Annotated in this window: 3 protein-coding genes; 1 reads left to right on the forward strand and 2 read right to left on the reverse strand. The window is 75.3% G+C overall.

All coding sequences use genetic code 11. The features are described 5' to 3' along the window. Together E1291_RS29910 and E1291_RS29915 are read right to left on the reverse strand one after the other, a co-directional pair. On the reverse strand, nucleotides 1-12,466 hold a 12,466-nt coding region (locus E1291_RS29910), incomplete at its 3' end, for a non-ribosomal peptide synthetase (protein WP_131741426.1). A 28-nt stretch (nucleotides 12,467-12,494) separates the two neighbouring features. Continuing rightward, nucleotides 12,495-12,707 (reverse strand): MbtH family protein, encoded by a 213-nt coding sequence (locus E1291_RS29915; protein ID WP_131741427.1) that lies wholly within the window; start codon nucleotides 12,705-12,707, stop codon nucleotides 12,495-12,497. Nucleotides 12,708-13,530: 823 nt separating this feature from the next. Here E1291_RS29915 and E1291_RS29920 point away from each other — a divergent pair. Beyond that, nucleotides 13,531-15,309: an AfsR/SARP family transcriptional regulator gene (locus E1291_RS29920; protein WP_165495343.1), complete on the forward strand. Its 1,779-nt coding sequence runs from the start codon at nucleotides 13,531-13,533 to the stop codon at nucleotides 15,307-15,309. The last annotated feature ends 68 nt before the right edge of the window (nucleotides 15,310-15,377 follow it).

Consider the following 15,377-nt stretch of genomic DNA (forward strand, 5'->3'; position numbering starts at 1 on the left):
TGCTCTTCCGATCTAGCGTCCCGGCCAGCGCGGCGCGCACCGCGCCCGGGTCGACGATCCGGCCGGGGGCGGCGACGACGTACCCCGCGAGCAGCGGGTTCCCGGCGGCGTCGCGGTGCACCGCGGCGGCCGCGTCGGCGATCTCGGGACGGCCGCGCAGCGCGGCCTCGACCTCGCCGAGCTCGATCCGGGCGCCCCTGACCTTCACCTGGCCGTCGTCGCGGCCGAGGAACTCCAGCTCGTCCTCGTCGGTCCAGCGCACCAGGTCGCCGGTACGGTACAGGCGCGACCCGGGCGGGCCGTAGGGGTCGGGCACGAAGCTCGCCGCGGTGAGTCCCGGGCGGCCCGCGTAGCCCCTGGCCACGCCCGCGCCGCCGACGTACAGCTCGCCCACGACCCCGCCGGGGACGGGCCGCGCCCAGGCGTCCAGGACGTACAGCCGGGTGTTGCGCAGCGGCGCGCCGATCGGCACCCGCGCCTCCCCCGGCCCGGCGGGCCGCACGAACGCGTGGGTGACGTCGTCGGAGCACTCGGTCGGGCCGTAGGCGTTGACCAGCTCCACGTGCGGGAACCGCGCCGACCAGCGGTTCACCAGGTCGGGCGGGAACGCCTCGCCGGTCACCACGAGGAAGCGCAGCTCCGGCAGGGCGGGCGCGGCGGCGCCCGCGTCCCAGGCGTCCAGCGCGGCCCGCAGCAGCGACGGGACGACCTCCAGCACGGTCACGTCCTGCTCCACCGCCAGCGCGAACAGCTCCAGCGGGTCCCGCGCGGCGTCCTCGTCGGCGACGACCAGCCGGCCGCCCGCCGCGAGCACGGCCAGCATCTGCCAGACGGAGATGTCGAAGGCGAGCGAGGCGTTGTGGACGACGACCGCGCTCTCGTCGAGCAGCAGGTCCTCGATCTTGGCGTGCAGGTGGTTGACCATCCCGCCGCGGTGCACGAGCACGCCCTTCGGGGTGCCGGTGGAGCCGGAGGTGTAGATCGTGTAGGCGAGGTTGTCCGGGTCGGCGGCCCCGTCGGCGGCCTCGTCGAGGGCGCTCGCGTCCTCCTCGGCCCACTCCCGCGGGCGGTCGAGCCGCACGATGGCGTACTCGCCCGGCAGCTCCGCCGGGCCCTCCTCGGTGAGCAGCACGGTGACGCCCGCGTCCCCGGCCATGAAGGCGAGCCCGTCCGCCGGGCGGTCGGGCACCAGCGGCAGGTACGCGGCGCCCGCCTTGAGCACGGCGAGGACGGCCAGGACGGTGCGGGGCGACCGCGGCGCGTACAGCCCGACGACGCTCTCCGGTCCCGCGCCGAGCCGGCGCAGGCGCCGGGCCAGCCGGTTCGCCTCGGCGTCGAGCTCGGCGTAGGTCAGCCCGCCGAGCGCGGCGGCGTCCGGCGCGGCGGCGGCGAGCTCGGCGAAGCGCGCCTCGAACGAGGTCCAGGGCGCCGGCCGGGCTGTGGCGTTCGGCGCGGCCAGCCGGTCCCGCTCGGCGGCGGGCAGGAGATCCGCCCCGGCGGGGCCGTCGAGGTCGGCGGCGATGGCCTCCAGCGCGGCCCGGTGCATCGCGCCGAGCAGCTCGCCGCGGTCGTGGCGCAGCACCCGGGTACTGCTCTTGATCGCCAGGCCGCTGCCCGAGGTGTTGACCTCCAGGTCGAACTCGGTGGCGCCGCCGCCGATCCCGGCCGCCACGTCCACCCGCTCCTCGTCCACGACGTGGAAGTTCTGGTAGTTGAAGATCACGTTGATCAGCCGGCCGCCGCCGGCGGCCCGCTGGATCTCCGGCAGCGGGAACCCGCGGTGCGGCCACAGCCCGGCCTCGGCCTCGAACACCCCGGCGCACAGCTCCCGCCAGGTGGCCGGGCCCCGCGGCACGGGCAGCGGCAGCGTGTTGACGTACATGCCGTGCACCCGGTCGGCCCCGGCGATCTCCGGGCGGGTGTCGCAGACCAGCCCGGTGTGCACCTCGCCGTCGCCCGCCACGGCCGCGAGCACCGCGAGGTGCGCGGCGAGCAGGACGGTCTTGGCGGGGAACCCGGCCTCGGCGGCGACCTCCAGCAGGCGGGGACGCAGGTCGCCGAGGGGGACGTCCACCCGGTAGTCGGTGCCGGGGGCGTCGCCCGCCCACGCGGCGGGCAGCGTGAACGGACGCCGGCCCGCGGTCGTCCGCTCCCAGTGCGCCCGCCGCTCCGGGTCGGCGAGCGCGGCCAGCTCGGCGGCGACGGTGTCGGCGAACCGGACGGCCGGGACGGCGGGCGCGGGCGGTTCGGCGCCGTCCCGGATCGCCCGGTAGACCTCGACGACCTCCATCAGCAGGGAGTGCTGGCTCCAGCCCTCGGTGAGGGCGTGCGACTGGGTGAAGGCGAGCCGCCACCCGTCCGGCTCCACGTGCGCGGCGACGCGCAGCAGCGGCGCGACGGCCGGGTCCAGCGCGCGGCGCCGCTCCCCGTCGATGTAGGCCCGCACCCGCCGCTCGCGGTCGGCGGCGGACCGGTTCCGCAGGTCCTCGATCCGCACGGGCACGCGCACGGCCGGGTGGACGAGCTGGAGCGGGACGGAGAACGAGTACAGGTCGAAGGAGGTGCGCAGGGTCTCGTGCCGGGCGACGACGCGCTCCACGGCGGCGCGCAGCGCGGCCCCGTCGAACGGGACGTCGTCGCGGATCTTGAAGGAGGCGCAGTGCTGGTACCGGTTGCCCTCGTCGCCCGCGAGCATCTCCACGAGCATGCCGAGCTGCACCTGGCCTACGGGGTAGGCGTCGTCCAGCGGGGCGGGCAGCGCGTCCCGGTCCGCCTCGGGCACCAGCGCGAACCGCTCGACGAGCGAGACCGGGGCGGCGGGCCGCCCGCCGCCCGCGCGCGCGGCGATCCGGGCGATGGTGCGCAGCTCGAACAGGTCGCGCACCGACACCTCGACGCCGTCCTCGCGGAGCGCGCCGACCAGCGCGACCGCGCGGATCGAGTCCCCGCCGGTGGTGAAGAAGTCGTCCTCGACGCCCGGCTCGGGCACCGCGAGGACGCGCGACCACACCCGGGCCACCGCCCGCTCGGCGTCCGTGCGCGGCGGGACCGGGACGGTGAAGGCGGTGGCGCCCGGCTCGGGCAGCCGCTCCCGGTCCAGCTTGCCGTTGACCGTGACCGGGATCGCGTCGACGGCGACGTAGCCGGCGGGCACGAGGTGGGCGGGCAGCGTCCGCTCCAGCGCGGCGCGCAGCTCGCGCGGGCCCGCCGGGACGGCCCCGGCGTCCGTCCCGGTCTCCGTGCCGGCGTCCGGCACGTAGTAGGCGACGAGCCGGTCGCCCGCGACGGTGACGGCCGCCTGGGCGACGCCGGGCAGCGCGGTCAGCGCCGCCGCGACCTCGCCGGTCTCGATCCGGTAGCCGCGCAGCTTGATCTGCTCGTCGAGCCGGCCCAGGAAGTCCAGCGTCCCGTCGGGCAGGCGGCGGACGAGGTCCCCGGTCCGGTACAGGCGCGATCCGGGCGGGCCGTGCGGGTCGGGGACGAACCGCGCGGCGGTGTCGGCCGGCCGGCCGAGATAGCCGTGCGCGAGCCCGGCGCCGCCGACGACCAGCTCGCCGGGAACGCCGGGGACGACGGGTTCGAGGTCGGCGTCGACGACGTGCCCGGTCGTGCCGGGGATGAGCCGCCCGATCGGGATCGACGTCGCCTCCGGCGGCGCCTCCCCGATGTGGTGCACGACGGAGAACGTGGTGTTCTCGGTGGGCCCGTACCCGTTGAGCAGGCGCCGCGGGGCGCCGGTGCGCAGGACGGCCCGCACGGTCGCGGGGTCGAGCGCCTCGCCGCCGATCAGGACAGTGCCGACCGAGGCCACCGCCTCGGGCTCCTCTCGGACCGTGTGGTTGAACAGCGTGGCCGTCATCCACAGGTGCGTGGTCCTGGTCGCGCGGAGCGCCGCGGCGAGCGCGGCCGGGGACAGGACCGTCTCCTGGTCGAGGATGACGATCCGGCCGCCGTTCAGCAGCGGCCCCCACACCTCCAGCGTCGAGGAGTCGAACGACGTGCTGCTGGTGTGCGCGAAGCGGGTGTCCTGGTCGAGGTCGAGGTACCCAGCGCCGCGGACGAGCCGCACGACCGCCCGGTGCGGCACCACGATCGCCTTGGGACGCCCGGTGGACCCCGAGGTGTACATGACATAGGCGGGATGCTCGGGCGTGACCGGCGCCGCCGGGCGCGGCTCGCCCGTGGTCTCCGGCCGGTCGCACAGCACCGTGGGGCCCGTCCACGCGGGCAGCGTGCCGTCCAGGTCGGCGGTGGTGAGCAGCGCCGCCGCGCCCGAGTCCTGGAGCATGAACTCCAGCCGCCGCTGCGGGTAGGCCGGGTCGAGCGGCAGGTAGGCGGCGCCCGCCTTCACCACGCCGAGCATCGCGGCCACCATCTCGGGCGAGCGCTCCATGCGGACGCCGACGACGTCGCCCGGCCCGGCGTGGGCGGCGACCCGGGCGGCGACCCACGACGAGGCGGCCTCCAGCCACGCGTAGTCGACCTCCCGGTCGCCGTGCGCGACGGCGACCGCCGCCGGGTCGGCGGCGACCCGCAGGACCGGCTCGGCGTTCTGGCCGGTCACCGTGCCGGTCCCGGCGCCGGTGCCGATGTCGGTCTCCGTCACGGTCTCGGCGGTCGCCGGCCAGGCCGCCGGGGCGGCGTCGAGCTCACGCGGGACACCCCAGGCGGGGCCGTCCGCGCCGGTCTCCGCCATGGCCTCCAGGACGGCGCGGAACAGCCCGGCGATCCGGTCCGCGTTCTCCTGCGACAGGGCGTGCGAGTGGGTGCGCAGGCTGAGGTAGCCGCGCAGCGCGGTCACGCCCAGCGCGAACTCGGTGGAGCTGCGGTTGAGGCCGTTGCCCTCGTCGACGACGCGGTCCGAGCCCTCGCCGACGCCGGTGCCGCCGAAGTCGAGGTAGCTGAAGAACACGTCGACGAGCCGGTCCTCGCGGGCGTTCCCGCCCTCGCCCATCGCGGCCAGCGGGTGGTCGCGGTACGGCCACGCGCGCCGTTCCTCCTCCAGCATCCGCCGGGCCAGCTCGCCCCAGGTGCGCGCCGACCGGTCGATGGGGAGCGGCAGCGTGTTGAGGAAGGTGCCGAGGATCCGGTCGCCGCCCACCGCCTCCGGGCGGGTGTGCGAGACGGTCCCGGCGAAGAACTCGGCCTCGCCCGTCAGCAGGGTGAGGACCTTGGCGAACGCCGCGGACATGACGCTCTTGATCGGGACGCCGGCTTCGGCCGCGAGCGCGCGGAGCCGGGCGTCCAGGTGGCGGTAGGCGATGCCGGAGCGGATCTGCGCGGCGGGGGCGTCGAGGTCGCCGTGCCAGCCCGCCGGGAGCGTGAACCGCGGCCGGGCGGTGACCGCCCGCCAGTGCTCGCGGTGCTCCGCCGAGGCCAGCGAGGCCAGTTCGGCCGCGATCGCGTCGGCGAACCTGACCGGCGGCGGCGCCGGCGGCTCCGCGCCGCGGTAGCGCTCCAGCAGCTCGTCGAGCAGCTGGTGGTAGCTCCAGCCGTCCAGGATCGCGTGGCTCTTGGTGAACGTGCAGCGCCACGCGTCCTCGGACTGCACGTGGACCGACACCCGGATCAGCGGCCGGGGCGCGTCCAGGTCGAACAGCCGGGCGCGCTCGGTGGCCGCGAACTCCTCCAGGGCGGCGTCGAGGGCGGCGGCGTCGAGGCCGCGCAGGTCGTGGACCTCGACGTCGATGTCCGCCTCGGCGTGGACGAGCTGGAGCGGCACCGAGTAGCCCTCCAGCGCCACCGACGTCCGGAGCACGTCGTGGGCGAGGGCCGTGTCGCGCAGCGCCGCGCGGAACCGCCCGGCGTCGAACGGCCGGTCCCGGCCGGGCTCCGCCGAGGCGTCGATGAGGAACGAGGAGAGGTCGTGGTAGTGCGCGTCCGCGCTGAGCTGCGTCTCGATCAGCATCCCGAGCTGGTTGCGCGACAGCGGGTAGGCGTCGTCGAGGCCGTCCGGGAGCGCGGCCCGGTCGGCCGGGTCCAGCAGCGCGAAGGGCTCGACCGGCGGGGCGGCCTCGGCGGGCGCCGGCCGGCCGGTGAGCCACTCGCACAGCGCGGCGACGGTCGGGTGCGCGAACACGTCGCGGACGCCGACGTCCAGGCCGTCCTGGCGCAGCGCGGCGACCAGCGACACCACGACGATCGAGTCGCCGCCGTGCTCGAAGAAGCCGTCGTGCACACCGATCCGCTCCAGGCCGAGCACGTCCCGCCAGACCGCGGCGACGCGGTGCTCGGCCGGGGTGCGCGGTTCGACGGGCCCGCCGCCCGAGCCCGCGGCGGGCTCGTAGGCGGGCAGCGCCGCCCGGTCGACCTTGCCGACCGGGGTCAGCGGGATCCGCTCCAGCGGCACGTACCCCGCCGGGACCATGTACTCGGGCAGCAGGGCGGCGCAGTGGGCGCGCAGCTCGCCGTCCTCCGGCACGGTGTCCGGCCCAGCGCCGGCCCCGGCGGGCACGTAGTAGGCGACGAGGACGCCGCCGACCACGAGCGCGCGGGCCGCCGACACCGCGGGGTGACGGAGCAGCACGCCCTCGATCTCGCCCGGCTCCACCCGGTTGCCGCGCAGCTTGACCTGCTCGTCGCGGCGGCCGATGAACTCCACCACCCCGTCCGGGCGGCGGGCGGTGACGTCGCCCGTCCGGTAGAGCCGGGACCCGGGCGGGCCGTACGGGTCGGGCATGTAGCGGTCGGCGGTCAGGCCGGGCCGCCCGGTGTACCCGTGGGTGACGCCGGAGCCGCCGACGCACAGCTCGCCGGGGACGCCGGCGGGCACCGGCTCCAGGTGCCGGTCCAGGACGTGCATGGTGGTGCCCGGCATCGGGCGCCCGATCGGCACCACCTTGTCGGCGCAGGGGCCGTCGACCTCGTGCGCCGAGTTCCCCACGGTGATCTCGGTGGGCCCGTACTCGTTCATGACCCGGCCGCGGGGGCCGAGCATCGCGGCCCAGCGCTCGGCCGTGTCCCCGGCCAGCGACTCGCCGCCGGGCACCACCGCCGCGGCCAGGCCGGCGATCCGCTCGGGTTCGAGCTGGCGGCCCAGCACGTCGAGGTGGCTCGGGGTGAGCTTGATGAAGTCGTAGGGACCGGACGCGGCGATCGCGGCGCCGAGGTCGGCGGGGTCGAGGCCGGGCGGCAGCACGTGCACCGGGCGCCCGCAGATCAGCGGCGCGAACAGGGTCGTGACGACGAGGTCGGAGCCGAAGGCGGAGAACAGCGGCGCGCCGCCCGGCTCCGGGGCCCGCGAGCGTCCCATGTAGTCGATGACGGCCCAGTTCAGGTACGTCGCGAGGTTCCGGTGGCTGACCCGGACGCCCTTGGGCGTGCCGGTCGACCCGGAGGTGTAGATGACGTAGGCGAGCCCGTCCAGCACGCGGGAGGCTCCGGCGAGCGGCGGCCGCCCCTCGCCGTCCTCCCCGGCGCCGTCCTCGTCCGAGGCGCCGTCCGGGTCGCCGTCCGGGTCGCCGTCCGGGGCGCCGTCCGGGTGCACGATCAGGCGGCCGAAGTCGCCGTGGCGGCCGGTGGTGATCAGGAGCCGGACGTCCGAGTCGTCCAGCATCCCCTGGATCCGGCCCTCGGGCGCCGTCTCGTCCAGCGGCAGGTACGCGGCGCCGGTCTTCCACACCGCCAGCGCGGCGACCAGCAGCGCCGGGTCGCGCTCCAGCAGGATCCCGACGATCGAGCCGGGGCCCGCGCCGGCCGCGGCGAGCCGGCCCGCGAGCCGGTCGGCGGCCAGGTCGAGCTCGGCGAAGGTGAGCCGCCGCGCGCCCGCGACGACGGCGGTGAGCGCGGGCGAGGCCACGGCCCGCGCCTCGATCAGCGCGCCGGTGTGGCGCAGGTCGGGGTCGGCCTCCCCGGCGGCCTGCTCACGGGTCAGCAGCTCGCGCTCCCCGTCCGGGAGCCAGGTGTCGCGGGGGCCGCCGCGCCCCTCGGCCATCGCGCTCAGCACGGCGCGGAACATCGCGCCGATCCGCTCGGCGTGCCCGCGGGCGAGCACCCGCGGGTCGCCGGTCAGCACGACCTGCCCGCCGCGGGAGGAGATGGTCAGCGGGAACTCCGTCGGGCTGTCGTCACCGGCCGGGGCCACCGTGCCGAGGTCGACCTGCCGGAAGTCCTGGTAGTTGAAGATGACCTGGAAGATCCGGTCCCGGCCGCCCGTGGCCCGCTGGATCGCCGCGGTCGGGTAGGCGCGGTGCGGCCACAGCTCCACCTCGCGGGCGAACGCCCCGCGGACCAGGTCCCGCCAGGTGCCCGCCGAACGCTCGACGACCATGGGGACGGTGTTGAGGTACATGCCGTAGACGCGGTCGGCGCCGCGCACCTCGGGCCTGCCGTCGCAGACCAGGCCCAGGTGGAAGCTCTCCTCGTCGGTGAGCTGGCTCATGACCTTCGACAGGGCGGCGATCATGACGGCCTTGAGGGACGCCTCCGCGCTCGTCGCGAGGTCACGCAGCCGTGCCTCCAGGTCCGCCCAGAGGACGGAGACCTGGTAGCGGCCGCCGGGCCCGGCGTCGGGGTCGCGCCAGGAGACCGGGAGCCGGAACCGGGCATGGCGGTCCAGCACGTCCCGCCAGTACCCGGCGGACTCCTCCGACGCCAGGACGCGCCGTTCCGCCGCGATGAAGTCGGCGAACCTGACCGCGACGGGTTCGGGCTCCTCCACGGGCAGCCCGTCCCGGATCCGGTCGTACAGGCCGATCAGCTCCATGACGAGCGAGTGGTGGCTCCAGCCCTCCAGGATCGGGTGGCACTCGGTCACCGAGACCCGGTAGCCGGACGGCCGCACCAGGTGGACGTGCAGCCGGAGCAGGCCGGGCACGCCGAGGTCGAACAGCCGCGCCCGCTCGCCGCGCGCGTGCGCCTCCAGCAGGGCCGCGAGCCGGTCCGGGTCGGCCGCCGCGACGTCGCGCAGGTCCTCGACCCGGGTCTCCAGCGTGCCGGTCCCGTGCACGATCTGCATCGGCACCGAGTAGCGCTCCAGGTCGATGGAGGTGCGCAGGACCTCGTGCCGGGCGGCCAGCGTCGCCGCCGCCGCGCGGAACGCCTCCGGGACGAACGGGCGGCCGTCGTGGATCTCGAACGCCGACACGTTGTGGTAGAGGTTGTCGCCCGAGTCGACGAGCATCTCCACCAGCATGCCGATCTGGTTCTGCGCCAGCGGGTAGGCGTCGGCGGCGCCGGCGGGCAGCCGCGCCCGGTCCGCCGCGGAGATCAGCTCGAACGGCTCGACGAGCCGGTCGGCGACCGCGCCGGGCGCCGCCGCGGGCAGCGCCTCGATCAGCGCGGCGATGGTGCGGTGCTCGAACACGTCCCGCACGGCCAGCTCGAAGCCCGCGGCGCGCAGCTCGCCGACCAGCGCGATCGCGCGGATCGAGTCGCCGCCGAGCTCGAAGAAGCCGTCCCGCACGCCGATCTCGGGCACGTCCAGGACGCGCCGCCAGACCGCCGCCATCTCGTGCTCGGCGGGCGTGCTCGGGGCGACCCGCTCCCCGGCGGCGCGCAGCGCGGAGCGGTCGACGGCGGGCAGCGCCCGGCGGTCGAGCTTGCCGTTGGCGTTCATCGGGATGCGGTCCAGTGCCATGAACGCCGACGGGACCATGTAGTCGGGCAGGAAGGCGGCGCAGTGCGCCGCCAGCTCGGCGGGCGGCGGCGGAGCCTGCGCGGCGACCACGTAGCCGACGAGCCGGGCGCCCCCCGCGTGGTCCTGCTTGACGACGACGGCCTCCCGCACGCCCGGATGCGCGGCCAGCACCGCCTCGATCTCGCCGAGCTCCACCCGGTAGCCGCGGATCTTGATCTGGTGGTCGGCGCGGCCGACGAAGTCCAGCCGGCCGTCCGGGCGCCACCGCGCCAGGTCGCCGCTGCGGTACATGCGGGCGCCGGGCGGGCCGGACGGGTCGGGCAGGTAGCGGCTCGCGGTCAGGCCCGGACGCCCGGCGTATCCCCTCGTCACCCCGGGCCCGGTCACGTGGATCTCACCGGGCACGCCGACCGGGACGGGCCGTCCCCACGCGTCCAGCAGCCGGACCGTCAGGTCCGACAGCGGCAGCCCGACGGGGTTGCCGCCCTCCGGGCCGAGGTCCTCCTCGACGACCCGGTGGAAGGTGGTGTGCACGGTGGTCTCGGTGATCCCGTACATGTTCACGAGGATCGGCCGGTCGAGCCCGGCCCGCTCCGCCCACGGCCGCAGCTCCGGCAGGTCGAGCTTCTCCCCCGCGAAGACGACCGCGCGCAGGTCGAGCGGTCCCCCGGCGGCCAGCGCGCCGAAGGCGGTCGGGGTCTGCGACAGCACGGTGACCCCCTCGGCCACCAGCAGCTCCCGCAGCTCCTCGGGCGAGCGGGTGACGTCCGCGGGCACCACGACCAGCCGGGACCCGTGCGCGAACGCCGCCCACATCTCGAACACCGACACGTCGAAGGCCGGCGAGTGGGTCATGCTGAACACGTCGTCCGGGCCGAAGCCGAAGTGCTCCTGCGCGGTGGACACCAGGCGGGCGACGTTGTCGTGGGTGACCATGACGCCCTTCGGGGCGCCGGTGGACCCCGAGGTGTAGATCGAGTAGGCGAGGTTGTGGGCGGTCCCGGCCGGCTCGGGGCCGGCGGCGTCCGCCGGCCCCGGATCGGCCTGGAACTCCGCACCGTCCACCGCGAGGACGTGCCCGTCGAAGACCGGCCCGAGCCGTTCCCCGGGCTCTCCGGCGGTGACCAGGATCGCGCAGCCCGCGTCCGCCAGCATGAAGCCGAGGCGGTCGACCGGGTGGACCGGGTCGAGGGGCAGGTAGCCGGCGCCCGACTTCAGGATGCCGAGCAGGGCCGGGATGAGGTCGGCCGAGCGGTGCAGGCTGAGGCCGACCAGCCGTTCCGGCCCGGCGCCGAGCGCCCGCAGCCGCCGCGCGATCCGGTTCGCGCGGGCGTCGACGTCGGCGTAGGTGCGGGTCACCCCGCCCGCGGTGACCGCGGGGGCGTCCGGGGTCCGCCGCGCCGTCGCCGCGAAGATCTCGTGCAGGGTCGCGCCGGGACGGCCCGAGGTGTCCGGGTGCGGGCGGTCCACGATCGCCAGCTCGTCCGCGCCGAGCAGGGCCAGCCGGGACGGCCGGACGTCGGGGTCGGCGGTGACCTGGGCCAGCAGCCGGGTGAAGTGCCCGGCGAACCGCTCGACGGTCGCCCGGTCGAACAGGTCGGTCGCGTACTGGAACCGGGCGCTCATCGCGCCGCCCGGCTCGCGGCGCACCTGGAGCGCCAGGTCGCACTTGGCGACCGCGTCGTCCTCGCCGAACTGCTCGGCCGTGACGCCCGGGACGTCGAAGTGCGGCGCGCGGTCCTCGTGCATCGTGAACGCGACCTGGTAGAGCGGGGTGCGCGACAGGTCGCGCTCGGGGTCCAGCTCGTCCACCAGCCGCGCGAACGGCACCTGCTGGTTGTCGTAGGCGTCCAGGACGGTGCCGCGGGCCGACTCCACCAGCGCGCGGAAGGACGGGTCGCCGCTCCAGCGGCCGCGCAGGACGAGCGTGTTCAGGCAGTAGCCGACGACGCCCTGCAGCTCCGGCCGGTCCCGGCCGGTGACGACGGTGCCGACCGGGACGTCGGAGCGGCCGGTGTAGCGGGAGACCAGGAGCTGGAACGCGGCCAGCAGCACCACGAACGGGGTGGCCTCGGTGAGCTGCGCGAGCCGGTGCACCCCGGCCATGACCTCGGGGTCGAGCGCGAAGTCGACCTTCGCGCCGGCGTGGCCGCGGACCGGCGGCCGGCGGCGGTCGGCGGGCAGCTCGGTCGGCTCCAGGCCGTCCAGCTCGGTGAGCCAGTGGCGGAGCCGGCGGTCGAGCGCGGGGCCGGCGAGCTCGGTGCGCTCCCACTCGGCGTAGTCGGCGTACTGGGGGCCCTCTGGGGCGGGCAGGGCGCCCTCGGTGTAGGCGCGGCCCAGGTCACGGCAGATGATCTGGACGGACCACGCGTCGCAGGCGATGTGGTGGCAGACGATGGCCAGCACGTGGTCGTCCTCGGCCAGGCGCAGCAGCCGGGCCCGCGCGGGCCACTGGCCGGCCAGGTCGAACGGGCGGCCGAGGTCGGCCGCGAGGAGGCGGCGCGCGGCGTCCTCGTCCGCGACGTCCGTCACGTCGAGGACCGGCGGCGCGGGCGGGTCGATGAGCTGCACCGGCCGTCCGTCCCGCGTGCCGTAGCGGGTGCGCAGGATCTCGTGCCGGTCGCGGACCAGTCCCCAGGCCCGGCGCAGCCGGGCGGGGTCGAGCGGCCCGCGCAGCCTGAGCGCGAGCGGCACGAGGTACTCCACGCTCTCCGGGTCGAGCTGCGCGAGGGCCCACAGCTGGCGCTGGCCGTGCGACAGCGGGACCGGCCCCGACCGGTCGGCGACCGGGAACCGCCTGCGGGCCGGGCCGCGGGCCCGTCCCGAGAGCCTGGCCCGGACCAGCGCCTCGCGGCGCGCGTCGGCGTGGTCCGTCAGCGCGTCATCCATCTTGCCGCCCCCTAGGCTTCACCGGAACTCAGGAACTCGACCGCTCCATGGCGCGGCGCAGGCTCAGCGGCCGCATGTCCGTCCACACCTCGTCGATGTGCGCCAGGCAGTCGTCCTTGACGCCCTCGAAGCCCTCGGCGCGCCAGCCCGCGGGCAGCTCGCGGTCGGCCCACCAGATCGAGTACTGCTCCTCGTCGTTCAGCACCACGAGGTAGCGCACCTCGGTTTCCTGCTCGCTCATGGGATCACTCCGAGACATTTCCAGATGCCGTTCCGCATGGTGGAAACCATTGACAGGGCATCGACCTATACCGGCTCCAGAGTGTTCGCCGCGGGCCTATAACCGACCTATATTCGGCTTCTGCGAACGTTACCGGCGAGTTTGCGACCGCATTATGGTCGGCACGTCCACCCCCGTCCGACCAGGTGGTCATCTACGAAAAAGTGTCCGCATCCGGCCATCGACCCGGCAGGGAGACGCTTGCGCCCTACTTCGCGGCGAGGTTTCAGCGTCCGATCGTGATACGCCAGGCTGGGACAACTCTCCCGGGCACGACAGATCATCACGATGATGATCACGCAGAGTCAACCGGGCGGGGACTGCCCAAGACACGACGGGTCAAGTTACTCTCACGACGTCTCCGACCTATTACCACGAATTCTTTGGGGGACGAGCATGCGACAACGGGGGAATTCGCCGCCGGGCGGGATCGAATCCGCCATGCCGAGGCCCGGCCGGCGATGTCGGGACACCGTAGGACGCGAAGGCGGCCGGGTCCGCCGTCGCTGACGAGCGCGGAACCTCCGCAGGAGCACACCTGAGTCGGCCCCGCGACCATCCGACTCTTCCGCAGCCTTCCGTCGCTCTCACCGGGCGAACGAGACGACCGGGTCACCCCGCCGACCCCCGGGTCTCCGAACGCCCGAGCACGCCGGACACCTCCACGAAGGGTCCCGGCTGGATGCGAGGCGCCTCCAGGATGCCCGCTCGACGGGGAACGACGGCATGCCCTCCAGGCGGCTGCTCGGCACGACCAGGCATGGAACGACCCGGGAGGCAGAGAATGGAGTTCTTCATTCTTGGTCCGGTGGAGGCGTGCAAAGGCAGCGCCCCCGCCAACCTTGGGGGCGCGAAGCAGAAGACCCTGCTGGCGGCCCTCTTACTGGCCGGCGGACGCGTCATCTCCGACGACCGCCTCAGCACCCTGCTGTGGGGCGAGGCCCCGCCGACGACCTCGAGCGCGCAGATTTACACCTACGTATCGCGACTGCGCAAACAGTTCGGGAACGATGTCGCCATCACCCGGCGACCGCCCGGATACATGATCGACCTAGGGGAATCCGCGCTGGACCTCGAACGGTTCGAGCGGCTCAGCGGAAAGTACCGAGAAGAGATCAGGACAGGCCGTTATCAGGACGCCGCCCGGCACGCCCGGGAGGCACTCGCATTGTGGCGCGGTCCAGCGCTGGCCGGCACGACCCAATTCCTCGCCGACGCTGAACTCCCCCGCCTGGAGGAGACGCGGATGGCGGCGCTGGAGGACCGGATCGAGGCCGACCTCGCACTGCGCCGGGCGCCCCGGCTCGTCCCCGAGCTGACCCGCCTCGTGGCCGAGTACCCGCTGCGCGAGCAGCTCCGCGTGAAGCTCATGATCGCGCTGTACCAGGCGGGGCGGCAGGCCGACGCCGTCTCCGTCTTCCACCAGGGCCGGCTGATCCTCAAGGAGGAGCTGGGCGTCGACCCCGGTCCCGCGCTGTGGGAGACCCACCAGGCGGTGCTGGAGAACCGCCCGTCCCTCGAACCGCACCCGGCCCCGCCGATCGACGTGTCGCCGGGCGCCCCGGCGACGGAGATCCCCGCCATGCTCCCGCCGGACGTCGCCGACTTCGTCGGCCGCTCCAAGCAGCTCGCCCAGCTGTGCGACCCCGAGGCCGGCGCGCACGGCGGCCGGCCGCCGGTGCTGCTCGTCTCGGGCATGGCGGGGGTCGGCAAGTCCGCGCTCGCCGTCCGCGCCGCGCACGCCCGCAAGGCCGAGTTCCCCGACGGCCGGCTCTACGCCGACCTCGGCGGCAACGGCAGCGACCGGGTCGACCCCGGCCGGGTGCTCAGCGGGTTCCTCGGGGCGCTCGGCGTGCCCGCCGAGCAGGTCCCCGCCGGTCTCGACGAGCGGATCCGGCTCTACCGGGGCGGGATCGCCGGCAGGCGGCTCCTGGTGCTGCTGGACAACGCGGTCGACGAGCGTCAGGTGCGCCCGCTGCTGCCCGGCGGCGACTGCCTGACGCTGGTCACCAGCCGCCGCACGCTCGCGGCGCTGGACGGCCTGCACCTCGACGAACTGGAGGTCCTGGACACCCAGGAGTCCCTCGACATGCTCGGCACCATCATCGGCCGCGAGCGGCTGGACGCCGAGCCCGGCCAGGCCGTGCGGATCGCCGAGCGGTGCGGGGGCCTTCCGCTGGCGATCCGCATCGCCGGCGCCCGCCTCATCGCCCGGCGGCACTGGTCGCTGGCCCGGATAGCCGACCAGCTGAGCGGCGAGGACAGCCTGGACGGCCTCGTCCTCGGCGACCTCGACGTCCGGTCGCGGGTGGAGTTCAGCTACCGCGAGCTGCCCGAGCGGGAGCGCGCCGCCTACAGCGAGCTCGCGGCGGCCGGCCTGTCGGCGTTCCGCGTCCAGGCCGCGGCCAAGACCCTCGGCGTCACCGTCTGCCTCGCCGAGAAGATCGTGGAGTCGCTGGCGGACGCCAGCCTGCTCAGCATGGACACGGTGTACCGCGGCCCCGACCCCGTCTACCGGTTCCACGACCTGTTCATGACCTTCGCGCGGGAGCAGATCGCGTGACCCGCCCGGTGGCGCCGCCCGCCCGCCCGCCCGGCCGGGCGGGCGGCCAGATCGGAAGAGCGTCGTGG

It is taken from the genome of Actinomadura roseirufa, from assembly GCF_900659635.1.
Classification (GTDB): domain Bacteria; phylum Actinomycetota; class Actinomycetes; order Streptosporangiales; family Streptosporangiaceae; genus Spirillospora; species Spirillospora roseirufa.

Excerpts from the sequence above, each read along its gene's own strand:
- E1291_RS29915 (WP_131741427.1), bottom strand. The coding sequence starts at position 12,707 with ATGAGCGAGCAGGAAACCGAGGTGCGCTACCTCGTGGTGCTGAACGAC.
- E1291_RS29920 (WP_165495343.1), top strand. The coding sequence starts at position 13,531 with ATGGAGTTCTTCATTCTTGGTCCGGTGGAGGCGTGCAAAGGCAGCGCC.